We start from the raw sequence: 23,489 nt of genomic DNA, 5'->3' as shown, positions 1-23,489 counted from the left end.
CCTTTGCCGGCAAAAGTGCAAACTCCGCTAGATTGAAAACCCCAAGCTGACTGGCCGGCCTAGGAGGGACAGAGCTACGCCCATTGATACGCCAACAAACAACGGCTAGCAACAGGCTGGCCTTGAGAATGGGATCCCACCTCGCAAGGGCCAAAGAAACGGCTACAGTAACCTGGAAAGCGTTCCGCTCCGGTTTGCCATGACTCAGCAACTGACTCTCGACGGACTGGGATCTGGATCGGGTAGGGGATCCCGTTCAGGGCGGGTGATCGCTACCGATTTGCAGGGGGAGATGCAACGCTCCTACCTGGAATACGCCATGAGCGTGATCGTGGGGCGGGCCTTGCCGGATGTGCGGGATGGCCTCAAGCCGGTGCATCGCCGCATCCTCTACGCCATGCACGAGCTGGGCCTGACCCCGGATCGCCCCTACCGCAAGTGTGCGCGGGTGGTGGGGGACGTGCTGGGTAAATATCACCCCCACGGGGATCAGGCGGTCTATGACGCGCTGGTGCGCATGGCGCAAGACTTTTCCAGCCGCTACCCCCTGGTGGCGGGGCACGGCAACTTCGGCTCGGTGGACGACGATCCGCCGGCGGCCATGCGCTACACCGAGTGTCGGCTGGCGGAGCTGAGCCACACGGCCCTTCTGCAGGGGATCTCCGAAGAAATTGTGGACTTTATGCCCAATTTCGACGGATCCCAGGCGGAGCCCACCGTTCTACCGGCCCGCCTGCCCATCCTGCTCCTCAACGGCTCTGCCGGCATTGCCGTGGGCATGGCCACCAACATCCCGCCCCACAACCTGGGAGAAGTCGTGGACGGCCTGCTGGCTTTGATCGACCATCCCGATCTCAGCCCTGAAGAGCTGTTGCGCTGGATCCCAGGGCCGGACTTTCCCACCGGCGGCCAAATCGTTGATAGCCAAGGGATCCGCGAGGCCTACCTCAGCGGGCGCGGCTCCATCACCCTGCGGGGAGTGGCCCGCTTTGAGGAGATCCAGCCGGGCAGAGGACGCCACCGCCGGCCCGCCCTGGTTATCACCGAGTTTCCCTACCAGGTGAACAAAGCCGCCTGGCTCGAGAAGGTGGCAGAGTTGGTCGCCCAAGACCGCCTCAGCGGCATTGCCGACTTGCGGGATGAGTCGGATCGCAGCGGCATTCGCGTGGTGGTGGAGCTGAAGCGGGAGGCCAACCCGCAGGCAGTTCTGCAGCAGTTGTACAAGCTCACCCCCCTGCAGAACACCTTCGGGGTAATCCTGTTGGCCCTGGTGGAGGGAAAACCCCAGCAGCTCAGCTTGAAGCAGATTTTGCAGCACTTTTTGCAATTCCGCGAGGCCACTCTCAACCGGATGTTTCGCGCCGAACTGCAGCGGGTACAGCGCAAAGCGGAAGAGGTGGCGGGGATGGTGCTGGCCCTGGCCGATCTGGAGGGGGTGATCGACCTGCTGCGGCAAGCCCCCGATAGCGCCACGGCCAAAGCCCAACTGCAAACTCGCCTGGGCTGCACCCCCCAACAGGCGGAGACAATCTTGGCCATGCCCCTGCGCCGCCTGACAACCTTGGAGCGGGAGCGCCTGCACCAGGAGCAGGCCGAGCTGCAGGCCCGCATCCTCGAATTGCAGGGGCTGCTGGAAGATCGCCGCAAGCTCTTGAATTACCTGAAAAAAGAGCTGCGCCACTTGAAGAAAACTTTTGCCGACCGGCGCCGTACCCAGATCCTTTCGGAAGCCGAGCTGGAGGCAGAACAGGCCCAGATCCCCAGTGGCAAAGTCGGCGAAGACACCCGCTTCCTGCTGCAACTTACCCGCAAAGGCTACGTGCGCCGCCTGCCTCTGCCTGGGCCTCGCTCCCGCAGCAATCCGGCGCAACGGGAATTGGGAGAAGATGTTCTGGTCGGCCTGGAATGCGTGACCCCAGAGCAGGAAATCTTGGTGCTCACCGCCAGCGGCAAAGCTTTCACCGTGCCCAGCGAAGGGATCCCCCTCAGCACCGGCTCCTCGCGGGGGGTACCTCTGGTCACCCTTCTCCCCAACCCCGAGCCGATCGTTGCCACCTTCCCGTTGGATCCCGTTCGCGTCAGCGGTGCGGAGCACTCTCCCGGCGAGGCCACTTTGGTGGTGCTCAGCCGGCAGGGGCGGATCAAGCGGGTGGCCCTGGCGGAGCTGACGGGCCTTAGCCAACGGGGATCCACCGTCCTGAAACTCAAAGAAGGGGACGAGCTGGGCTGGGCGGCCCTTTGGCATCCCGGCCACCAAGGCTACAGCGTTGTCCTCGCCACCTCCGCCGGGCGGGTGCTGCGGCTGGATGCCGAACAGATCCCCTTGATGGGTCGGGCAGCTATGGGATCCCTAGCCCTACGTTTGGGGCGCACAGAACAGATCGCCGGTATGGCGTTGCTGCCCCCGCAAGGGATCCTGATTTTGGCCAGTCGGTCGGGCTATCTGAAGCGGCTGCCTCTGGGCGAGATACCCATCCTGGAGCAGGGTAAAGTGGGCGTGTCAGCCTTTCACTTCTCCAACAAAGGGGATGGCTTGGTGGGCTTGGTGGGTTTCCCCCCCGATCTGGCGGCGCACCCCCATCTGCAAGTCGATGTGATCACGGAGTCCGAACGGGTACACTCCTTCTCTCCTGAGGAAATTCCCCTGCAAGGCCGGTCCGGCGGCGGCTCCCTGTTGGTCAAGGGGGAGCAGGTTAGGGAGTTGCGCCTGTTTTGGCCCCAGCCGGAGGGCGGGATTGGATAGCTCTGCAGGCCACGTGCAGCGTTCGGGGAAGGCAGAAGTCTGGGTTGCTAGGACAGAGAGCCATCCCCAGGCGAGGCAGAATCAGGCGGCTGGGAGCCGGGATCTGGCGCTTCGGGGTGGCGGACAGGCTTGGGAAGGGTGCCGCCCGACTTGAGAACCAGGCAGCGCACGGTTTGGTGCAGTTCCTCCAGCAAAATGCCGATGGCGGAGCGGAAGTCGCGGTGGTCATCCCGCATTTGCTCCAGAATGGCGCGGATGACTTCCTTACAGTCCTTCAGGATGTGCTGCTGCTGGGCGATGATCTGCACCAGTTCGCTTTGTTCCTTGAGCAAATCCCGCAGACAAGAGCGCAGCTCGTCCACCTGGCTTTGCCAAAAGGCTTGCCCCTCCCGCAACTCCATCACGCTGGTGCGCAAGTCGGCCGTGGCATCGCGCAGGGCTTCGCTGTGGCGGCGCTCGGCCTCCAGTTGTCGCTGCTGTTCTTGCTGCTGTTGGCGTAGCTCAGAGTTGGCCTGTAAGTTAGCCTCCGCTGCCCTGAGCAATTGAGCCAACCGAGCCTCGGTAACCGCCCCCGGCAACGGAGCTCGACCTCGGCCAACTCGCCTGCGGAAGTACTTCACAGTCGCTGCATCCTACCCGCAACTCGCTACTTCACACCCGAAGACACCCGCCCAAGAAGAACTCGTCCGTCGAGCTCTACCCTAGCCGTTTCCCGGGTTCATCTAATCATAGCCACAATACCGGGTGCCGAATACGGAAACTCCAAGGGCGGGGTTGCCCCTCTCCAGGGATCCCGGAAATCCTTCTAGGATGGAAAAAGTTTGCAGGAAAGAAAGCCATGCCTTCACTTGCCAATCAGGTGGTGCTGATCACCGGAGCCTCTGCCGGCATTGGAGAGGCCGTTGCCCTGGAAGCGGCCAAACGCGGGGCCCGCTTGGTGCTGGCGGCCCGCCGAGAGGGGCTGCTACAAAACGTCAAGGACTTGGTGGAGAAGCAGGGGACAGAAGCGCTGGTGGTGCCCACCGACATGGCCGATACGGCCCAGGTGGAGGCGCTGGCCCAAAAGGCTCTGGATCGCTTTGGCCGGGTGGATATCCTGGTGAACAACGCCGGCTATGGCCAGATGGGGCCGGTGGAAGAGGTGGATGTGGCGGCGATGCGACGCCAGTTCGAGGTCAACGTGTTTGGCCTGCACGCCCTCACCCGCGCCCTCTTGCCCCAAATGCGGGAACGAGGCAGCGGCCGCATCCTCAACCTCAGCTCGGTGGCTGGCCAGATGTCGATGCCTTTCAGTGGGGTTTACAACGCCACTAAGTTTGCCGTGGAGGCCCTCAGCGACGCCCTGCGGGTGGAAGTGGCCCCCTTCGGCATCAAGGTTATCTTGATCGAGCCGGGGCCGGTGGCCACCGAGTTTGGCCGCGTGGCTGAAGAGACCTTTGCTGCTGTTGTCAACCCAAATGGCCCCTACAAGGCGATCTTGGACAAAACTGCCGATCTGGCCAGCTCGTTCAACAAAATGGCCTGGCCGGTGGAGAAGGTGGTGGAGCCGATCCTGAGAGCCATGACGGATCCCCACCCTTCCGACCGCTACACTGCTTTCACCGGCGGCAAGGTGGCGCTGGGGCTGATGCGGCTGCTGCCCGCCGCTCTGGCCGACCAAATGTGGCGGCGGGTCTATGGGCTGGATCGGCTGGGATCCTCCGGCTCGGCCTAGTTGCAGGGGATCATCCCACTCCGGCAGGGATCCCCATCAGCAAGATCTCAAGTTCATTGGAGTTGGAGATCTCATCGAGGCCAGGGCAGGGTTGTGTCTTCCAGGATGGACAGGTTAAGTTTGTTAAAGGACTTTTAATCACCGGGTGTTCCTCTTCCTTATGAACAAGCCTCTATCTGCCCAGCGCTGGTTGATCGCCCTTGTGCTGGGCCTTTGTCTCTGGCAGGGATCTGGTCTGGTTCCTGCCCACGCTGCCCTGGCCTCTGCCCTCACCTACGATCGCTTTTTGCGCTACGTCGAGGAGGGGCGGGTTACCGATGTGCGCCTCACGGACAACAACCTGGTTGCCGAAGTTACAGCTGTCGATCCGCAGACACAGCATTCCACCCGCTACCGAGTGAACCTGCTGCCCAACACCGTGCCGCAACTGGTGGATCGCCTCACCGAGCAGGGGATCGAGGTGGCCGTGGTGCCCACCCGCGACGGCAGCGCCTTCTGGGCGATTTTGGGCAACCTGATCATCCCGGTGCTGCTGTTGGGGGGGCTGTTCTTGTTCCTGCGGCGCGCCGGTGGGGGAGCGGGCGGCCCCGGGCAGGCGATGAACTTCGGCAAGTCGCGGGCCCGCTTCCAGATGGAAGCCAAAACCGGTGTTAAGTTCGACGATGTGGCCGGGATCGAAGAGGCCAAAGAAGAGCTGCAAGAGGTGGTTACCTTTCTGAAGAAGCCGGAGCGCTTCACCGCGGTGGGGGCCAAGATCCCCAAAGGCGTGTTGCTGGTGGGGCCGCCGGGGACGGGTAAAACCCTCTTGGCCAAAGCCATTGCTGGCGAGGCAGGGGTGCCCTTTTTCAGCCTTTCCGGCTCTGAGTTTGTGGAGATGTTTGTCGGGGTGGGGGCCTCTCGCGTGCGGGATCTCTTCAAGAAGGCCAAGGAGAATGCTCCCTGTATCATCTTCATCGACGAGATCGACGCGGTGGGCCGACAGCGGGGGGCCGGCATCGGCGGTGGCAACGACGAACGCGAGCAAACCCTGAACCAGTTGCTCACGGAGATGGACGGCTTTGAGGGCAACACCGGCATCATCGTGATTGCGGCCACCAACCGCCCGGATGTGTTGGATGCGGCTCTCCTGCGTCCGGGGCGGTTTGACCGCCAGGTTACGGTAGATCGGCCCACCTTTAAGGGGCGCTACGAGATCTTGCGCGTGCATGCCCGCAACAAAAAGTTGGCAGAAGAGGTCAGCCTGGAGGCCATTGCCCGCCGCACTCCCGGCTTTGCTGGTGCGGATCTGGCCAACCTGCTCAATGAGGCAGCCATTTTGGCGGCCCGCCGTCAGCGCATGGCCATCACCAACCAAGACATCGACGATGCCATCGACCGCATCACCATCGGCCTGACCAAGCCGCCGCTATTGGACGGCAAGAGCAAGCGCCTGATCGCTTACCACGAGTGCGGCCATGCTCTGCTGATGACGCTGCTGCCCCATGCGGATCCCTTGAACAAGGTGACGATTATTCCTCGTTCCGGCGGCGCGGGTGGCTTTGCCCAGCAACTGCCTAACGAAGAGCAGATCGACTCCGGCATGTACAGCCGCGCTTGGCTGTTGGATCGGGTGGTTGTGGGCTTTGGCGGTCGGGCGGCTGAGGAGATCGTTTTCGGCTACTCGGAAGTGACCACCGGAGCCAGCAACGACCTGCAGCAGAACACGAATCTGGTGCGGCAGATGGTGACCCGCTTTGGCATGTCCGAGCTGGGGCCGCTGATGTTGGATCCGCCCAACAACGAGGTATTCTTGGGCGGCGGCTGGATGAACCGCGTCGAGTACTCCGAGGACGTGGCCGCCAAGATCGACCGCCAGGTGCGGCAGATCCTGGAGAGCTGCTACCAGAAAGCCAAGCAAATTTTGTTGGAACACCGCGTTCTGCTGGATCGCCTGGCCGATACTTTGGTAGAGCGGGAGACGTTGGATGGGGACGAGTTCCGGGCGATTGTCTCAGAGTATGTGCCCATCCCAGAGAAGGTCGGCTTGCCCAGTCCAAAGTTGATCTGAGGGATCCTCTCTAGATGGTTGGTCTGGGGTGTTGCATGGATTAACTTGGGAGGGCGGTTGTTGGGGGTTGGATCCCGGCGGCTGCCCTCTTTGCCTTGCGGGTTGTGGGTTGCGTTGGGCTGTCTCATGCTCTCTGCTTTGCCGGTTCACCTCTACCGCTGCCTGAGCTGTGGTCAAGACGGGCTGAACCTGTCACCGGGACGTGAGCCGGGATCCGCGGCGGATCGGGTTTACTGTCCCAGTTGCGGGCAAATTTACCCCATCACCGCCTTTGGAGCGGTGGATTTTTTGGCCACCTTGCCGGACTGGCCGCTCACTCCCGCTCAGGCCATTGCCCATCTGCCCGGGTTTGCCTGGGGCTACGATCGCCTCTGGCGGCCTTGGGCACTGTCGCTGTTGTCGGGAGAGAGCTTCGGCAGCGAGCGGGAAGGCCAATTGCTGGCGGAACTGGTGGGCGAGGCGGATCCCGTCTTGGACTTGGGCACGGCAGGGGGGTACTGGAGCCGCTTGCTCCTGGCCAGGGATCCGCAGCGGACGGTGATCGGCTTGGACAATGCGGCAGGGGTATTGGCCGAGGCAGCCCAACAGGCGCAGCCCCACTGGCAGCGCTACAGCCTGGTGCGGGCCCGAGCCGAACAGCTTCCCCTCGCCTCTGGAACGTTTGGGGCGGTGATCAGCGGCGCCACCCTGAACGAAGTGCCTTTGCATCCCTGTCTGCGGGAAGTTGCCCGTGTTTTGCAACCGGGAGGGGTGTTTGTCTCGATGCACAGCCAGCAGGTGCAGGGATGGGGGCAGATGGTGCAGCGGTGGTTGGAAGCAAGCGGCCTTCGGTTTTTCTCAGAAACCCAGTTGCGTGAGCACTTTCAGCAGGTGGGGTTGCACCTGGAGCGCTATCTCAGCCTGGGTTGGGTGGCCTTTGTGCGGGCGCTGCGCTCCTAACCGGCCATGTAGATCCCTTGCCGCTCTATCCCTTTTTTATAGCAAGCAGTTATGGAATAGCTTGCTGGTTGATCTCTAGCTCCCCTCTCCCACAAAGGAGAGGGGCTGGGGGTGAGGGCGTCTCAATCTTGTTTGAAACGACTGTGATTTCTCACACCTATAAGCTTTGCAACCAGGCTTCCAGGGCGCGGATGGGGGCCGGATCCCGGTAGACGCGCTCCTGGCGGGCTTTTACCTGCTGGCCCATCTGTTCGCGCCAGCGGTCATCCAGGCCCAGCCGCACGGCAATCTGGACATACTCATCTAGGTTAGAGGCGATGGTTGCGTGGATCCCCATCTGCTGCAGAATGGCGTAGGTGTGGCGACCCCGCATCAGGGATCCCGGCAGCGTGACGATGGGCAGCCCGTGGGGCAGGGCTTCCAGGGTGGTGTTGCCGCCAGACCAGCCAATGCTGTCCAGGTAAACATCTCCCAGGGCGTTGTAGGCGGCATATTGGGCGGGGGAGAGTTCCGGCAGCAGCAGCACATAGTCTTCCGCGGCCAGGCCGTAGGCGCGGAAGGCCCGCTGCAGCCGTTGCCAAAAGCGCTGGCGGATCCCTTGGGAGAGGCGGCCCCGCAAAAACAGGAATTGACACCGCCCCACCTCCCGAGCAATGCGGGGGAAGACCTCGTCGTACAGGGGCAGGTACTTAAACAGAGATTGGGCGCAGAGGTAGAGCACCCTATCGGGATCCATACCCCAGGCTGGCCAGTCCACAGGGGCGGGGTCAATAGCCAGAGGAATGTAGTAGGTGCCGATGCCGGGCAGGGGCAGGAGCTGCTCGGTGTAGTGGCCGGTCCCATCCGACGGCTCCATCAGTTCGCTGCTGATGAAAACGTCCAGCGTCGGCAGGCCAGAGGTTTGCGGATGTCCCCAGGCCATGGCCTGCACAGGGGCCAAACGCAAGGCGGCCAACTGGGCGCAGACGGGATCGATGCCCACTTCCGGGTAGAGGAGCACGTCCAGTTGCGCCTCTCGAATGATCGCCTGCCACTCCGCCAAGCTGCGGGATCCGGCTATAAACTGCTCAAAACGCGGTGGCAGGGAGCGCGTAATCTCGTCTTGGACGGCCGAGGTGTGGAAGCCGTAGAGGGCCACTTGGGAGCGATCCAAAGCTTCTACCCAGCCGTGGGTCAGGATCTTCCAAACAGAGTGATCCCGGAACAGGCCGGAGACGATGCCCACCCGCAGCCGCCCAGGACGGCGCCGCAGGAGAACGGGGGGCTGGGGGTGGCGGGCCGCCATCACCTCCCCCACCAGGGATCCGTACAGGTGCTGCAGCTCGCGGTCGTTCTGGCCCTGGTAGGGCAAAAAGAAGGGTTGGACGGAGCCAACACCAGCAGCCGCCCGCTCCAGGGTTTTGGGATCCCGCGGCAGTTGTGCCCAGCGGGCCCTGACCTGTTCCAGGGCCTGGCGGTAGCGCTCCCGGGCAACTGGGATCTGCTCAGAGGTGTCGTAGAGCAGGGGCAACTGGCTGACACACCAGCCCAGGGCCGCCGCCAAATCGGCCGGATCGGCTTGCCAGAGGCGGTAGAACAGCTCGGCAGCTTCCTCCTCCCGGCCACAATCCCGCAACAGGATGGCCAGCGTATAGGCGGCATCGGCAAAGTCTGGCTGCAACTCCAGAGCCTGCCTCAGCGGCACCAGGGCCGCCTCCAACTCCCCCTGCTGCCGCAGCACCAGTCCCAACTGGTACAGAACTTCCGGATCCGGTCCCCCCTGCTCCAAGGCCTGCTGGAGGTGGGCTTTTGCCTCCCCCAGCCGCCCCGCCTGCTTGAGAACAATGCCCAAATTCAAGTGGGCGTCGGGAAACCACGGCTGCTGCGCCAAGGCCTGCTGCATCAGGGCAATGGCTTCTTCCAGGGATCCCTGCTGCTGCCGACAGACCCCCAAGAGGTGCAGCGCCTCCGGGTGGGCGGGCTGGGCTTGCAACACCTGTTGGTAGAGGGAGATGGCCTCCTGCAGTTGCCCCGCCTGGTGATGGTGGACAGCCTGAAGCAGCAGGCGCTGCAGGTGCTTCTCTCTATTATCTCGGCTGGGACCAAAGCCCTTTCCCGGCGGCGACATCGAGCTTCCCAGACTTTAGCCGTTGGGGAGGTTGAGGAAGCCCGCCAAGGCCGGGGCAATGGGCAGCAGGGTCATCACCATCAAAAAGAGGGCCAGCAGCGCCAAGGCATCCCGTTGGCCGTCGGTCTCGGTAATCTCATCCTGCGGCGGACGCTCCGGCTCGCGGGCAATAAAGAGAATCAGCAGCGCCCAGTAGAGAGCCAAAACGTTACTGATGGCCGCCACCGCCAGGGCAATCAGGGTAATCACTGTGGCACGTGCCGCCGTCTTGCGCCCGTACACCGCCTGCACGATCCGCCCGCCGTCCAACTGCCCTGCCGGCAAAAGGCTCAAGGCGGTGATGGCCAGGCCAATCCAGCCCACGGCCACGAAGGGGTGAATGGGCACCAGCTCCGCCTGCAACTGGGATCCCAGCACCAGCCGCGCCAGCGTGCCCACCAGGATGGAACTACGGAAGATCTCCGTGGGCACGTATAGGCCACCGGAGCCGGAGAGCTTCAGGCCAACCAGCAGCACCACCAAGGAAAGGAGACCCCCCGCCGCCGGGCCGGCAAAGGCAATGTCAAACAGGGCCTTGCGGTTGGGCACCGGCGACTGGATGCGGTTTAGGGATCCCAGCGTGCCGATCCCCAAACTGGGAATAACAAAAGCTGGGCTGAGGCGTACGCCGTACTTGCCGGCCATCCAGCGGTGTCCGGTCTCGTGCACCAGCAAAATGGCAAAGATCCCCGCCGCCACCGGCAGGGCCTCCACCCAGCGCCCCGGCGCCTCCAACAGCCGGAAGCCCAGCAGGTTGGCCCCCACCTCCAAAGTGGCCAGAAAGCTAGCTATCATCAGGCCCGCGGCCAGGATCTGTGCCCCTGTCGAAGCGCGGTAGTTGACAATCTCATCTGGCAAGACCACCACCGCCGGCTTTTCCGAGGCATCCTCCACCAAAAACAGTTGGTAGCGGCCGCCCACTCGTTCCTTCAGCTTTTCTGTCAGCAGGGGCACCACCACCTCTGCCTCGCCGCGCAGGTTGCCCTTGAAGATCGCCCCCTCCCCATAGGGGATGGTCTCGGTGACGAAGAAGGTGTCCAGACCGAAGATGGATTGAATCGCCTGCAAATCTTCCGCAGAGATGCCCCGCAAGACCAAAGGTTGCTCGACAGGCGTCTCCCCAGCCCCTTCCGAGGGGATTTCCTGCCGCTCCTCCATCTGGGCCAACTGCTGCCGCCGCGCCTGCAGCTCCTGCTGGGCCAACTGGCGGGTTTTGCGCCCCACGGCAATGTAGAGCCCCGTGAACACCAGCAATAGCAGCAGGAAGCCAGCAAAGCTGAGGTAAACCCCAAACAGCAGCAGCCCCAGGAAGACCACCCACGGCAAAAGGAGCAGGGATCCCTGGAACCACACCCAGACGGCCAGGGATCCCCGCCGGCGGGCTCGCCAGAACCCCCAACCCAAAAACGCCAGCGTTCCCAACAAAAAGAGGGGCGTAATCTCGGCGGCGATGTTCATGGCTGACCTACGAGGCTTACCGATACTGAGCTGGAATCAAGAGCCGCTCAAGCAGAAACAGGCGCTTCTTCAAAACGAGGCTCCGGCTGCTCCCACAAGTAAAAGCCAGCTTTGCGCGGTTTGAGCAGGAACAGCCGCAGGAACTGGTAGGCGTTGTTGAGGTAAAGGGGCAGCTTACGCAGGCCCTTGAAGGGGCCAGATCCGCGGGCAATCTCCCTCAACTTGGCGTTGTTGGCCACGCACTTCTGCAGCCGGCGCACAAACTCCGGGTTCTCCACATCCAGCACCACCGGGAAGACCTTGGCCGCCTCGCGGTTGGTCTTGTAGATCACCTCCATATCGTAGGTATGCGGATCCAGACCGATGAGACGGTAGAAATCCGGGCGCTCGCCCACGTCGTTGAGGTACATGGTGGCAAACACCGACAGCAGGAAGAAGCGGCACCACAGCTCCGCCACCCATCCCTTGAGCAGCCGCGGCTGGCTCAGGAGCATGAGGGCAAAGAAATCGCCGTGGCGGTTCTCGTCCTGGCACCAGTTCTTGAAGAAGTTGAAGATGGGGTAGATGCGGTCTTCGGGGTGAGCTTCGAGGTGGCGGTAGATAAGGATGTAGCGCCAGTAGCCGATCTTCTCGGAGAGATAGGTGGCGTAGAAGATGAAGCGGGGCGCGAAATAGGTGTAGGACTTGTGCTTGGTCAGGAAGCTCAGATCCAAGGCCAAGTTAAAGTCGCCCATGGCGCGGTTGAGGAAGCCGGCGTGGCGGGCCTCGTCGCGGCTCATCAGGGCAAAGCACTCAGCCAAAACCGGGTTGGTCTCCTTCAGCTTGCGAGATAGCTCCTTGTAGAGCAGGAAGCCAGAGAACTCCGCCGTGCAGGAGCGCTCCAAAAACTCCACAAACAGCCGCCGCGCCTCCGGATCGAGACGGCTTTCCCAATCTTGGTTGAACTCCTCGCCGCGGACAAAGTGGTGGCGGTTGTAGTCGGCGCGAAACTCCTCCAGGATGGCCCGGAAGTCGGCCTCTCGATCGCCTAACCCCATCTTGCCGATGGCCTCGAAGTCGGTGGTGTAGAAGCGCGGTGTCAGGATGGTCTCAGTGGGCACTCGCGCCTGGGTTTGGGCAGCTTGCAAAGTGGAACTCATAGGGGTTACAGGATGAAAAGGCCAGGATACACTCGCAGTTTACCAGCCTCTTTGGCCGTCGAGGGGATAAGAAGTGTTACCGACAGGCCCCGGATCCCCTACGACTGTACCGCCACCGGCTGGGATCGCGCCGGATCCGTCAGCTCACTCCCCTCCTCCGAAGGCGGGATCACCTGCCAAAACAGGGGCAAGTAGCGCTCCCAGTTCTGCAGGATGCGCTCGGCTTTGGGGGAATGGGTGCGGCGGTAGTGCTCCTGGATCAGGCCCTTCAGTTGCGCTTCCGCCGCCGCCGTCTGTATCCGCTGGATGCGCACGATCTCGCCGTTGACCTTGGCGGGGAAATTGCCCTCCTCGTCCAGCACGTAGGCCAGGCCGCCGGTCATGCCCGCCCCCAGGTTGCGGCCCACCCGCCCCAGCACTACCACCACGCCGCCGGTCATGTATTCGCAGCAGTGGTCGCCGGATCCCTCAATTACCGCCTGAGCGCCGGAGTTGCGCACGGCAAAGCGCTCTCCCGCCTGGCCGTTGGCAAACAGGGATCCGCCGGTGGCCCCGTACAGACAGGTGTTGCCTAGGATGACGTTTTCTGCTGGATCCCGCGGAGCTTCTGGGGGAGCCAGAATGACAATTTCACCGCCACACATGCTCTTACCCACGTAGTCGTTGGCTTCCCCCGTCAGGGTCAGGCGCATGCCCGCCAAGGTAAAGGCCCCAAAGCTCTGGCCGGCGCTGCCCACAAAGCGCAGATCCAGTAGCCCCCCTTGTCGGGCAAAGCCGGTATCCCCATACAGCCGGGCCAGGGTGCCGGCAATGCGTCCGCCCACGCAGCGATCCGTGTTGGCGATGGGGAGCTCCACTGTAGCTGTGTCGCAGGTCTCGATGGCCTTTTGCACCTCGGGCCGCGCCAGGATTGCCTCGTCCAGCACCGGGCCGTTGCCATGCACCAGCTCATGGTCTATCCACTCGGGCCGCTGGTGGGGAGCGAAGCCGGGGGGAGTCCGCAGCAGATAGTCCAAGTTGAGGGACTGGGTTTTCTCCAGAGCCGCGTCGGTACGGGGGCAGAGCAGATCCACCCGGCCGATCACCTCCTCCAAGGAGCGGTAGCCCAGTTGGGCTAGGACTTGGCGCACCTCCTCGGCCACAAAGGTAAAGAAAGTTACTACCTGGTCAGGAGTGCCGGGGAAGCGCTTGCGCAGCTCCTCTTTCTGGCTGGTCACCCCCACCGGGCAGTTGTTGGTGTGGCAGACCCGCGCCATGATGCACCCCTCGGCAATCATGGCCACTGTCCCGAAGCCAAACTCTTCCGCCCCCAGCATGGCCGCCATCACCACTTCCCAGCCGGTGCGAATGCCGCCGTCCACCCGCAGAATCACCCGCTGCCGCAGTCCGTTTTCCAAAAGGGCGTGATGCACTTCCACCAGGCCCAGCTCCCAGGGCGCCCCCGCGTGTTTGATCGAGCTCAAAGGAGAAGCCCCTGTGCCTCCCTCGTGGCCGGAGATCTGGATGATGTCGGCATTGGCCTTGGCCACCCCCGCCGCCACGGTGCCGATGCCCACCTCCGCCACCAGCTTCACCGACACCTGCGCCTGCGGGTTGACCTGGTGCAGGTCGAAGATCAACTGGGCCAGATCCTCAATCGAGTAGATGTCGTGGTGGGGCGGCGGCGAGATCAAGGTCACCCCCGGCTTGGAGCGGCGCAGCTTGGCAATGTAGGGGCTGACCTTTTTGCCCGGCAGTTGTCCGCCCTCGCCCGGCTTGGCTCCCTGGGCAATTTTGATCTCGATTTGCCGCGCGTTGAGCAGGTACTCTGGCGTCACGCCAAAGCGGCCCGAAGCCACCTGCTTCACTGCCGAGCTGGCGTTGTCCCCCATGCGCAGGCCCTTCAGGTGGGGGAAGCGCGCCGAGGTGCCCTCCGGCGTCACATCGGTGATGGGGATGTAGCGCTCCGGATCTTCTCCACCTTCGCCGGAGTTGGACTTGCCGCCAATGCGGTTCATGGCAATGGCTAGGGTCTCGTGGGCCTCGCGGCTGAGGGCCCCTAGCGACATTCCCCCCGTGGCAAAGCGCTTGAAGATCTCGGTGGCCGGCTCTACCTCTTCTAGGGGAATGGGATCCCGGTCGCTGCGAAAGTCCAGCAGATCCCGCAGGGCTGTGGGGGGGCGGTGGCGCAGATGGGCCCGGTAGATCTCGTAGTGGTCGGGCTGTCCTGAGGCGATGGCCTTGTGCAGCAGCTTGGCCATCTCCGGGCTGTTGATGTGGTACTCCCCCTTGGGCCGCGCTTGGATAAAGCCAAAGTTCTCCAATTTTTTCGCGCTCAGCTCGGGGAAGGCGCGGCAGTGGTTGGCCATGCCCTCGCGGGCCAGATCTGCCAGCGTCATCCCCCCGACCCGCGACACCGTGCCGCGGAAGGCCAGCTCGATCACCTCTTGGCTGAGGCCGATGGCCTCGAAGATCTGCGCCCCGTGGTAGCTGGAGAGCAGAGAAATGCCCATCTTGGAGAGGATCTTGAGCAAGCCCGCCTCGATGGCCGTGCGGTACTTCAGTTGGGCTTCGGCCAGAGAGAGCTGGGGCAGCTTGCCGGCGGCCATTTGGGTTTGCGTCTTGGGCTTGTGCCACCACTGCCGCACCGCCTCGTAGGCCAGGTAGGGGCAGACGGCGCTGGCCCCATAGCCGATCAGGCAGGCAAAGTGGTGGGTACTCCAGCATTGGGCGGTCTCCACCACCAGAGAAGCGCGTAGGCGCAGCCCCTCCTGGATGAGGTGATGGTGGACAGCACCCACGGCCAGCAGGGGCGGGATCAAGGCTTGCTCAGCACTGAGACCGCGATCCGAAAGGATCAAGATCTCGGCCCCCTCCCGCACCGCCTGCGCCGCCTCTTGGCACAGGGCCCGCACCTGAGCGGCCAGCCCTTCTGGCCCAGCGGCTACCGGGTAGAGGATGGGCAGCGTCCGGCAAGAGAAAGGCGTCCGCTGCAGGGCAGCCAGCTCCGCCTCGTTGAGCACCGGGCTGCGTAGGTGCAGCAGGCGAGCATGCTCCGGACGGATCTCCAGCAGGTTGCCTTTGGATCCCAGGTACACCTCCAAAGACATCACCAAGCTTTCCCGCAGGGGATCGATGGCCGGGTTGGTGACCTGGGCAAAGCGCTGCTTGAAGTAGTCGTAAAGGGGGTGGGGCTGGGTGGAGAACACCGCCAGCGGCGCGTCGTCCCCCATGCTGAAAACCGGCTCCTTGCCTGTGGCCGCCATCTCCTCGATGATCATCTCCACATCTTCCGAGGAGTAGCCGCAGGCGGTTTGAACCTGCAGCAACTGCTCCTCCGCAAGCTGCGGGGCAACCTCAAAGTCTTGGCTGGCCAGCTGGACGCGGCAGGTCTTGAGCCATTCCCCATAAGGGTGTTGGGCCGCCACCCGAGCTTTGATCTCCCAGTTTTTGTAGAGCCGGCCACTTTGCAGATCCACCGTCAGCATCTGCCCTGGTCCCAGCCGCCCCTTTTCTAGGATCTCGGCTTCCGGCAGGGGAACCACCCCGGCTTCTGAAGCCACCACCAGCAACCCATCGCGGCTGAGGGCGTAGCGGGCCGGGCGCAGGCCATTGCGATCTAGAGTGGCGCCAATGGTTTTGCCGTCGCAGAAGACCACCATCGCCGGCCCGTCCCACGCTTCCTGCAGGCCGGCGAAAAACTCGTAGAAGTCCACCACTTCCGGGTGATCTTGCAGCTCCGGCTGGTGGCGGTAGGCTTCCGGGATCAGCGCCATCATCGCCTGCTGACTGGAGTAGCCCGACGCGATCAAGAGCTCGAAGACCGCATCCAAGCCTGCCGAGTCGCTGGTGCCGGGATCGATGACGGGTTTGAGCTCTTCGATGGCCTCGCCCCAGAGGGGATGGGCCAAAGAGGGCTCGCGGGCAGCCATCCAGTTGACATTGCCCAGGTAGGTGTTGATCTCGCCGTTGTGGCAGAGGTAGCGGAAGGGCTGGGCCAGCGACCAGCGGGGCAGGGTGTTGGTGCTGAAGCGGCGGTGGTAGGTGGCGTAGGCGGTGGTGTAGAGGGGGTTGTGCAGATCGCGGTAAAACTGGCCCAACACGGCTGACTGCACCATGCCTTTGTAGACGATGAGCCGGCAGGAGAGGGAAGCAAAATAGATGGAGTAAAAGCCGAATCGGCTTTCCACCTGCCGCCGCAGGCGCCGCCGCAGCAAATAGAGCTGTCGCTCCAGCTCATCCCCCTCCAGCCTGGGATGGGTGAGGAGCATTTGCCAGATAGAAGGCAGGGTTTGTCGCGCCATTGGCCCCAGGCACTCCGGATTGACCGGCACCCGGCGCCAGAGGGGCCGTCCCCACTCCGTGGTGGCCAAGTAGTCGTCGATGAGCTGCCGCACTGCTTGGCACTCGGCGGGATCCGGGGGCAAGAACACCATGCCCACAGCACTGCGGCGGGGATCCCAAGCTCGGATCTCCTCCCTCTCTGCCTGCAGCAGCGCCCAGGGAATGGCCGTGGTAATGCCGGCTCCATCGCCGCTTTGGCTGTCCCCGCCGCAGCCGCCCCGGTGCTCCATGCAGGTGAGAGCTTGGAGGGTTTTTTGCAGCAGCTCGTGGCTGGCCCTCCCCTGGCGATCCACCAGGAACCCAACGCCGCAGGCATCCCGCTCTTGAAAGTGCCAGTTTTCCTGCAGGATAGGAACCGAAGCCTGGGAGCGATGGGGATTCATGGGCAGAAAAACAGCTCGGAGTCGATCACATTTTAGAGTTGGAAAACCAGCATATCGCAATCCAATCCGACAGGAAAAGGGGTTAGGCCCAAGTCAGGGCTAGATTTTGCCAATAGGGCAATCGAATAAGCCAGGAAAGCCAAAAAAGCTTGCCATGAACAGATTTTTCGAGTTTTTTCGGCTAGCTTCTTCAGCAGACTTTGGACGATCTGGGAAAGCCAGGCCGTACATTCCAGCTTTTACTGGCTCCGCTTGCTGCAAACCGGCAGGTGGAAAGCTGTGGCTTAATTGTTATCTGAAGAAGTCAGAAAATGTATTGCGCAGATCGGAGAGCCGGTCGTTAAAGCAGGTGAGCCGATCAGCGGTGGAGTTCACCATCGTCAAGTCTGCCCTGCCGGTTGTGCCCTCGGATCCCAAGAGGGGAACGCTCATGCGGCTGGGATCCGCAGCATTCTGGGAGACGCGGATAACGGCTCGCTCGCGGTTGAACTGATAGGCTTCGGCCACGTAGCGGATGGGCTCGCTCAAGCTGGGATCCACCGGCAAGCTGGGGGCCGGCAAAAGATCCACCAGCTCGGTAAAGGTGCCGCTCCGCAGGCCCACCACGGCAGCAGCCCCCAACTGGTTACAGATGGCGATGAGCACCGGTTCTTGGGCGCTGGCGCTAACGTTGGCCAAGGTGACGGTGACGTTGGCCCGGCTGGGTGCCGGGGGATAAGTAACCTCAAAGATGCGGGCGGGAGCGTTGCCCAGCTCGTCGCGGGCGCGGAAGCGAAGTTGCCCCCTGTAGGGCAGGATGGAGGAGAAGTAGAGGCCAAAGCGGTCGCCGGGGCCCCGTCCGGGGATGTTGGCCTGGCGGGGGACGTAGGCGAGGACGGCGCGGCTTTGCCAGTTGTTGGGCGGCGCATAGGGCAGCAGCGGGCTACTGTCGAGGCTGGGAGGTTCTCTGGGAGGCGGATCCGGCTGGCCATCCCTGTTCAAGTCCAGGCCGTTGCCCAAAAAAGCCACCGAGCGTTGGAGAAGGATGGGGCGGTTTTGGTTATCGACCAGAGGAGGTCGCCCTTCCGCCAGCCCCGCATTTTCCACATAGACGTTGAAGGGGCGATTCAAGATCTGGTTGTCCCGCTGCCGCCGCAGGTTGAACTGAAGGTAGGGCCCCACCCCGCCTGCTGTCGGGGATCCCCCTGTAATTTCAAAGTCGTCAGCTCGCAAAAAGGCATTTTCCAGCGGGCTAAGCGGAGTTGTCGCCTCGCCGCAGCCGACCAGGCCGAGCGCCAAGATCGCCCAAGCTGCAAAAGATCCCAGTTTAGGTTTGATGAGATTTTGGATGAGAGATTGAAGAGGGGGAGTCGGGCCCGCACAGGTGGGATGCGCAGGCCAGCGGGCGAGCTCTGGTTTCAACATTCATCTCCTCCCCACAACAGACATTGGCGACCGTTCGGCGCGAGCGGGCTGAGCGGGAAATCGGCGAAAATCCACCTGCAGCCCCTCAGCGTCGCCTGAACCACTATATCCTGAGCCTCGGTCTGGATCCCACCATCCCAGGGAGTCGGCGGCTACAGAGCTGCCGAGAGGGGGCGCCCCCCCTTTCTCCTGAGCGGCTTGATAGCCTAGAAGGAGCGAAAGGTGGATGCCCATGTCAGATACCCCTGCAGTCTTGGTAGAACAACTCCAGAAGCGCTACGGCTCCACAGTGGCCGTGGCAGATGTCTCCTTCCAAGTAGAGCCCGGCCAGATCTACGGCCTTCTCGGCCCCAACGGCGCCGGCAAAACCACCACTCTGCACTGCCTGTGCACCCTGCTGCGCCCTGACGCAGGTCGGATCGAGGTGTGCGGGATCCCGGTCAACCAAAATCCCAAGGCGGTACGGGAAAAGCTGGGCTTTGTTGCCCAGGAGGTGGCCTTGGATAAGGTGCTGACGGGGCGAGAATTGTTGCAGTTGCAGGCCGATCTCTACCACCTGCCTCGCCCCTTGGCCCAAGAGCGGATCGCCGCTGTCCTGGAATTGCTGGGGCTGGCCGACCGGGCCGACCAACGCATCGGCACCTACTCTGGCGGCTTGCGCAAACGCCTAGATCTGGCGGCAGGACTGCTGCACCAGCCGCAGGTGCTGGTTTTGGACGAGCCCACGGTGGGCCTGGATATCCCCAGCCGGCTGGCCATCTGGGACTTTCTGCGCCAACTTAAAAACACCGGCGTTACGGTGGTGCTCAGCAGCCATTACCTGGAGGAGGTCGACCTGTTGGCCGACCGGGTGGCCATCATCGACCGCGGCAAGGTAATTGCCGAAGGCACCCCAGAAGAGCTAAAAGCCCGCGTCGGCGGCGAGCGCATCACCCTCAAGCTGCAGGAGTTTGCGCCGCCAGAACTGGCCCAGCGGGGGGCCGAACTGCTGGGATCCCTGCCCTTTGTCCAAAAAGTGGTGATCAACAGCGCCCAGGGCAACGCCCTCAACCTCGTGGTGCAGCGCAATGGGGAGGATCCCCTCAGCCAGATCCGCGCCCAGCTCGAGGCCCACGGGCTGGAGATCTTCAGCAGCACCCAATCCCGTCCCAGCTTGGATGACGTGTATTTGGCGGCAACCGGGCAAACGCTCCTGGATGCGGAGCTGGCTGCCGCCGAAGCCAACCTGGGCAAAAAGAAGTAGTTTTTCCCTGATTCCCGATCCCTACCTCATTCAAAACTTTGCAGGAGCCTTGGTATGACCTCTGCTGCTTCCCCAACCCCATCCAACCCAATTCCTCTATTTACAGCCGACTTTTGGCAGGAGACCTTTGCCCTCGCCCGCCGCTTGTTTATCCAACTGCAGCGTCGCCCCACAACCCTGCTGGTCGGCATCATCCAGCCGCTGCTCTGGTTGATTTTGTTCGGGGCCTTGTTCCAGAATGCCCCTGCCGGCATTTTCGGGGCCGGACAAAACTACACCCAGTTTTTGGGGGCAGGGGTGATCGTGTTTACGGCCTTCGGCGGGGCCTTGAATGCCGGCGTGCCGGTGATTTTCGACCGGGAATTTGGATTTTTAAACCGATTGTTGGTGGCTCCCCTCACCTCTCGCTTTTCCATTGTGCTGGCCTCTAGCCTGTTCATCGTCAGTTTGGCGCTGCTGCAGACGGCGGTGATCGTGGGGGCAGACTATGCCCTCGGAGCCGGGATCCCGGACGGGCGGGGCTTGGCGGTGGTGGCCCTGATCGTGGGCCTGTTGGTCTTGGGCTTTACAGCCCTGAGCTTAGGCCTGGCCTTTGCTATGCCGGGGCACCAGCAGTTGCTGGCCTTTATCTTTTTGGTGAATCTGCCACTGATCTTTTCCAGCACGGCTTTGGCTCCCCTCAGCTTTATGCCCACCTGGCTGCGCTGGGTGGCCAGCCTCAACCCGCTCACCTTTGCCATCGAGCCGATTCGACATGTTTACCGCAGCAGCCATTGGAGCTTTGCCGATGTGGTACTGCAGGCCCCCTGGGGCGACCTCACCCTGGCGGGATCCCTGGGCCTATTGACGGGGTTTGTGGTGGTGTCGGTTCTGCTGGTGCAGGGGGTGCTGCGCAAGAGTTTGGCTTGAGCACCTCTGCTCAGGCTGTGCCCCTCAAAGCCACTGGCGGGAGACGGACTTCTCCAGCTCCGCTTGCGCCTGCTGCACCAGGGCCTGGGGGCTGTCCTGAGCTGGGGAAACGTCCAGAGACGGGGTGAGGCTGCGGGCTTGCAGGGCCATGTGGAGCTGCAGCTCGGTTACATAGTCGCGCAGGCCAAAGCCAGCGGCAGAAGAGGAGCGAGCTGTCGAAGAAGCGTAAGACGCAGACATCACGGCAAGAAGTCCCTCGCAAAATTGCCACCGTCGCCCTGCTACGCTATCACGCCCGCCCCCTTTCTGAGGGTTCCAAAGTGTTAGCTTTGATTAAGCTTTGCAAAGGATTTTTGTCATGGCGGTTCTTGAAGATTGGCAGCGCTCCAAGTTGGATCCCAGCGACGATGCCTTCTTTTATGACTATCCCCGCTTTGTAACCCACGTGGATGCCGGCTTTATCGGCCAGCTCACCGACCTGTACCGCCGGTATTTGCGGCCCCAGACCCGCATTCTCGATCTGATGAGCAGTTGGGTTTCTCATCTGCCGCCGGAGATGGATTTTGCCCATGTGGAGGGGCATGGGATGAATGCCGAGGAACTGGCGGCCAACCCCCGGCTCCATCACTTCTTCATCCAGAACTTGAACCAAAACCCAATTCTGCCCTTCCCAGATCAATCCTTCGATGCGGTGCTGAATACGGTTTCGGTGCAATACCTGCAGCAGCCGGAAGAGGTGTTTGCCGAGGTGCACCGCATCCTCAAGCCCCAGGGCCTTTTCATTGTCAGCTTCTCCAACCGCATGTTTTTCCAGAAGGCGATTCAGGCTTGGCGGGACAGCTCGGAAGCAGAGCGGGTGGAGCTGGTCAAGCGCTATTTTAAGTCGGTGCCGGGGTTCGAGATTGTCGAGGCCATCCAGCGGCCTGCCCCCATGGGTTGGCTGAGCTTGTTGGCAGGAGGAGGCGGGGATCCCTTCTATGCCTTGATTGGACAGCGAGCGGCAGAATAAAGTTCTCCGGCTTGCCCATGGCACTATTGGATCCTGATATCCAGATCTCTCTTTCCGCTTTGTTTGTCCGCAAAAGGTGCCTTTGTTTTCCGGTCTTTCTCACAGCTCTCCTCAGCAAAGCAGCGATCCCTTTCCCCTGGAGATCTCAGCAATTGGCGAGGCAGGGCTGTTGCAGATCGTACAGCGCTACTGCCCTGACCAGGTGGTGGGGGATGACGCGGCAGTGTTGGCCGCTCCCAAGGGGCAGTTGGTGGTGACCACCGATGTCTTGGTGGAGGGGGTTCACTTCAGCGACTTGACCACCCCGGCCCATGCAGTGGGCTGGCGCGCGGTGGCGGCCAATCTCTCGGATCTGGCGGCGATGGGATCCCGTCCCCTGGCTTTGCTGGTGGGCCTGGGCCTGCCGGGATCCACGCCGGTGGCTTGGGTGGAGGAGCTCTATCGAGGGATGCAAGCCTGTTGTGCCCCTTGGGGAGCGGAATTGGTAGGGGGGGATCTGTGTCGGTCGCCGCAGCGGTTTGTGGCGATCACGGCTCTGGGATCGGTACAGCCGGGGCGGGCTATTGAGCGCAAACGGGCCCAGCCGGGCGATTGGCTGATCGTAACAGGGCCCCATGGCGACGCGCGGGCCGGCCTGGAGCTGCTGCTCCATCCCGAACAGGGATCCTCAGCCGCGGCAGCCGAGCGAGAGCAGTTAATCAGGGCGCACCAATATCCGCGCCCGCGCTTGGATCTATTACCCCTTTTGGAAGGGATCCCGGATCCTTTGCGCCTGGCCGGCATGGACACCAGCGATGGCTTGGCAGATGCTCTGGTGCAGGTGTGCCAGACCAGTGGGGTGGAGGCGCGGATCGAGGCGGAGCGGATCCCGATTTCGGCGGCTTTGCAACATGTTTTTCCGGGCCAAGCCCTGGAGTGGGCGCTCTACGGCGGGGAAGATTTTGAGCTGTTGCTCAGCGCCGAGCCCGCGCTGGCCCAGCGCCTTCTGGAACAGTTGCCGGGGGCGACCTGGATTGGGGAAGTAACCGGCTGGGATCCGCAGGGAACGGTGTGGTTGAGTGACGGACAACCCCTCAGCCGCCAGCACGCCTTCCAGCACTTTTGAGCCCCATCCCCCCTCTCCCTCTGGGAGAGGGGCTGGGGGTGGTCGCGTGAGCGGCGCGGAGCGCTTGGGCCTCTGGGAGAGGGGCTGGGGGTGAGGGCCGTGCGCCTCAATTCAAGTTGAACAAGTAGGCTTTCGGGCTGCCCAAAACTGCCCAAAGTTGCAGATAAAGCTACTCACCCCGGAAAAGGGGCTGGCACTTTGATTCGATAACCTAGAAGTTATGGAGAGATCTGCACAGGGAAGGCAACTGGCCCCGCAAGGCCACAGACACCCGCCAGAACTCTGGAGAATTAGGAGATTTGCAATGAAAGCTATCTTAGCAGCCGCTGTGATTGGTTGGGCAGGGATCCCTCTGCTGGCCCCCTTGCCGGTGGTGGCCCAGCCGCTTTTTGAATTGGGCACCTACCGCCTTGAGCAGGGGACGATCATTCCCGTCGGCAGCCTCAGCAGCGAAGGGCCGCAATACTTTTATCCAGACACCATCTATCCCCTGGAAGTGGCCGTCACGCAAAACATTTTCGACAACCAGGGGCGTTTGGTGATCCCGGCTGGCAGCCGCGTCTTCGGGCAGATGGAGCCGGCGCCGGGCGGATCCCGCTTTGTTGCCACTGCCATCGTCCTCGGGGGTCGCACCTATAGCCTGCGGGCTGTTTCCAACATTCTTCACGACGAGAAAGATCCCCGGCAGTATTCGGCTGAGGCCATCGCCCAGGATGCGGCCATTGGGGCAGCCGCAGGCACCCTTTTGGGAGCCATCACCGGCGGTGTCTCGGCGGGCAATGTCCTGGGAGGGGCAGCGGCTGGCGTAGTGGTAGGCAATGTTACCGCTCCCCAGGTGGTGGTGCTGCGCCCCGGCCAATCTTTTAATCTGACCTTGGAAGCGCCGCTCACCCTGTAACCCTCGGCTCCTGTTCCAAGGCAGGGGTG

At 62.5% G+C, this 23,489-nt stretch carries 16 protein-coding genes; 9 read left to right on the top strand and 7 right to left on the bottom strand.

The annotated features are described in order from the left end of the window. Positions 1–199 precede the first annotated feature (199 nt). Positions 200–2,743, top strand: a complete 2,544-nt coding sequence (locus NW862_RS05250; protein WP_414426984.1) for a DNA gyrase/topoisomerase IV subunit A — start codon at positions 200–202, stop codon at positions 2,741–2,743. 47 nt (positions 2,744–2,790) lie between these two features. On the opposite strand, the gene NW862_RS05245 is transcribed toward NW862_RS05250, so the two are convergent. Further along, positions 2,791–3,363 (bottom strand): hypothetical protein, encoded by a 573-nt coding sequence (locus NW862_RS05245; protein ID WP_414334288.1) that lies wholly within the window; start codon positions 3,361–3,363, stop codon positions 2,791–2,793. A 218-nt stretch (positions 3,364–3,581) separates the two neighbouring features. Here NW862_RS05245 and NW862_RS05240 point away from each other — a divergent pair, with 218 nt between their 5' ends. The 3 genes from NW862_RS05240 to NW862_RS05230 all read left to right on the top strand — a co-directional run bounded on the left by NW862_RS05240 (position 3,582) and on the right by NW862_RS05230 (position 7,443). Beyond that, a complete protein-coding gene (locus NW862_RS05240; protein ID WP_414367972.1) occupies positions 3,582–4,457 on the top strand; it encodes an SDR family NAD(P)-dependent oxidoreductase in 876 nt (291 codons plus the stop codon). 160 nt (positions 4,458–4,617) lie between these two features. Then, the gene (gene ftsH, locus NW862_RS05235; protein ID WP_414334292.1) at positions 4,618–6,504 is read left to right on the top strand and encodes an ATP-dependent zinc metalloprotease FtsH; all 1,887 of its coding nucleotides are present in this window, start codon (positions 4,618–4,620) and stop codon (positions 6,502–6,504) included. Between the two features lie 126 nt (positions 6,505–6,630). Beyond that, positions 6,631–7,443 (top strand): class I SAM-dependent methyltransferase, encoded by an 813-nt coding sequence (locus tag NW862_RS05230; protein ID WP_414334294.1) that lies wholly within the window; start codon positions 6,631–6,633, stop codon positions 7,441–7,443. A gap of 157 nt (positions 7,444–7,600) precedes the next feature. Here NW862_RS05230 and NW862_RS05225 read toward each other — a convergent pair whose 3' ends face one another. The 5 genes from NW862_RS05225 to NW862_RS05205 form a co-directional block, all read right to left on the bottom strand. Further along, entirely contained in the window at positions 7,601–9,550 is a 1,950-nt protein-coding gene (locus tag NW862_RS05225; RefSeq protein WP_414426983.1) for a tetratricopeptide repeat protein, read from the bottom strand. A 15-nt stretch (positions 9,551–9,565) separates the two neighbouring features. Continuing rightward, positions 9,566–11,047: a site-2 protease family protein gene (locus NW862_RS05220; protein WP_414367971.1), complete on the bottom strand. Its 1,482-nt coding sequence runs from the start codon at positions 11,045–11,047 to the stop codon at positions 9,566–9,568. A gap of 47 nt (positions 11,048–11,094) precedes the next feature. Next, positions 11,095–12,186 carry a magnesium-protoporphyrin IX monomethyl ester (oxidative) cyclase gene (acsF, locus tag NW862_RS05215; protein WP_414334298.1) on the bottom strand — a complete coding sequence of 364 codons (1,092 nt, stop codon included), beginning with the start codon at positions 12,184–12,186 and terminating at the stop codon, positions 11,095–11,097. Between the two features lie 98 nt (positions 12,187–12,284). Continuing rightward, entirely contained in the window at positions 12,285–16,892 is a 4,608-nt protein-coding gene (gene gltB / locus NW862_RS05210) for a glutamate synthase large subunit (protein ID WP_414349248.1), read from the bottom strand. Between the two features lie 291 nt (positions 16,893–17,183). After that, positions 17,184–18,170 carry a hypothetical protein gene (locus NW862_RS05205; protein WP_414334301.1) on the bottom strand — a complete coding sequence of 329 codons (987 nt, stop codon included), beginning with the start codon at positions 18,168–18,170 and terminating at the stop codon, positions 17,184–17,186. Between the two features lie 352 nt (positions 18,171–18,522). On the opposite strand from NW862_RS05205, the gene NW862_RS05200 reads away from it, so the two are divergent. After that, positions 18,523–19,539, top strand: coding sequence for an ATP-binding cassette domain-containing protein (locus NW862_RS05200; protein WP_414334302.1), 1,017 nt, complete (start codon positions 18,523–18,525; stop codon positions 19,537–19,539). A gap of 54 nt (positions 19,540–19,593) precedes the next feature. Then, positions 19,594–20,448: an ABC transporter permease gene (locus NW862_RS05195; protein WP_414334304.1), complete on the top strand. Its 855-nt coding sequence runs from the start codon at positions 19,594–19,596 to the stop codon at positions 20,446–20,448. Positions 20,449–20,472: 24 nt separating this feature from the next. On the opposite strand, the gene NW862_RS05190 is transcribed toward NW862_RS05195, so the two are convergent. Then, positions 20,473–20,688 carry a hypothetical protein gene (locus NW862_RS05190; protein ID WP_414334306.1) on the bottom strand — a complete coding sequence of 72 codons (216 nt, stop codon included), beginning with the start codon at positions 20,686–20,688 and terminating at the stop codon, positions 20,473–20,475. A gap of 118 nt (positions 20,689–20,806) precedes the next feature. On the opposite strand from NW862_RS05190, the gene NW862_RS05185 reads away from it, so the two are divergent. The 3 genes from NW862_RS05185 (at position 20,807) to NW862_RS05175 (ending at position 23,460) form a co-directional block, all read left to right on the top strand. After that, positions 20,807–21,457 (top strand): class I SAM-dependent methyltransferase, encoded by a 651-nt coding sequence (locus NW862_RS05185; protein WP_414334308.1) that lies wholly within the window; start codon positions 20,807–20,809, stop codon positions 21,455–21,457. An 82-nt stretch (positions 21,458–21,539) separates the two neighbouring features. Further along, positions 21,540–22,562 carry a thiamine-phosphate kinase gene (gene thiL, locus NW862_RS05180; protein WP_414367966.1) on the top strand — a complete coding sequence of 341 codons (1,023 nt, stop codon included), beginning with the start codon at positions 21,540–21,542 and terminating at the stop codon, positions 22,560–22,562. Positions 22,563–22,866: 304 nt separating this feature from the next. Continuing rightward, the gene (locus tag NW862_RS05175) at positions 22,867–23,460 is read left to right on the top strand and encodes a hypothetical protein (protein ID WP_414334709.1); all 594 of its coding nucleotides are present in this window, start codon (positions 22,867–22,869) and stop codon (positions 23,458–23,460) included. The last annotated feature ends 29 nt before the right edge of the window (positions 23,461–23,489 follow it).

The sequence above is a fragment of the Synechococcus sp. H55.8 genome (genome assembly GCF_047462375.1).
GTDB lineage: Bacteria > Cyanobacteriota > Cyanobacteriia > Thermostichales > Thermostichaceae > Thermostichus.
This window is presented reverse-complemented; position numbering and strand designations above follow the sequence as displayed.

Bases quoted from the DNA above. Each gene is read 5' to 3' on its own strand.
- NW862_RS05250 (WP_414426984.1), top strand. From the start codon at position 200: ATGACTCAGCAACTGACTCTCGACGGACTGGGATCTGGATCGGGTAGG.
- NW862_RS05240 (WP_414367972.1), top strand. From the start codon at position 3,582: ATGCCTTCACTTGCCAATCAGGTGGTGCTGATCACCGGAGCCTCTGCC.
- ftsH (WP_414334292.1), top strand. From the start codon at position 4,618: ATGAACAAGCCTCTATCTGCCCAGCGCTGGTTGATCGCCCTTGTGCTG.
- NW862_RS05230 (WP_414334294.1), top strand. From the start codon at position 6,631: ATGCTCTCTGCTTTGCCGGTTCACCTCTACCGCTGCCTGAGCTGTGGT.
- NW862_RS05225 (WP_414426983.1), bottom strand. From the start codon at position 9,550: ATGTCGCCGCCGGGAAAGGGCTTTGGTCCCAGCCGAGATAATAGAGAG.
- NW862_RS05220 (WP_414367971.1), bottom strand. From the start codon at position 11,047: ATGAACATCGCCGCCGAGATTACGCCCCTCTTTTTGTTGGGAACGCTG.
- acsF (WP_414334298.1), bottom strand. From the start codon at position 12,186: ATGAGTTCCACTTTGCAAGCTGCCCAAACCCAGGCGCGAGTGCCCACT.
- gltB (WP_414349248.1), bottom strand. From the start codon at position 16,892: ATGAATCCCCATCGCTCCCAGGCTTCGGTTCCTATCCTGCAGGAAAAC.
- NW862_RS05200 (WP_414334302.1), top strand. From the start codon at position 18,523: ATGCCCATGTCAGATACCCCTGCAGTCTTGGTAGAACAACTCCAGAAG.
- NW862_RS05195 (WP_414334304.1), top strand. From the start codon at position 19,594: ATGACCTCTGCTGCTTCCCCAACCCCATCCAACCCAATTCCTCTATTT.
- NW862_RS05190 (WP_414334306.1), bottom strand. From the start codon at position 20,688: ATGTCTGCGTCTTACGCTTCTTCGACAGCTCGCTCCTCTTCTGCCGCT.
- NW862_RS05185 (WP_414334308.1), top strand. From the start codon at position 20,807: ATGGCGGTTCTTGAAGATTGGCAGCGCTCCAAGTTGGATCCCAGCGAC.
- NW862_RS05175 (WP_414334709.1), top strand. From the start codon at position 22,867: ATGAAAGCTATCTTAGCAGCCGCTGTGATTGGTTGGGCAGGGATCCCT.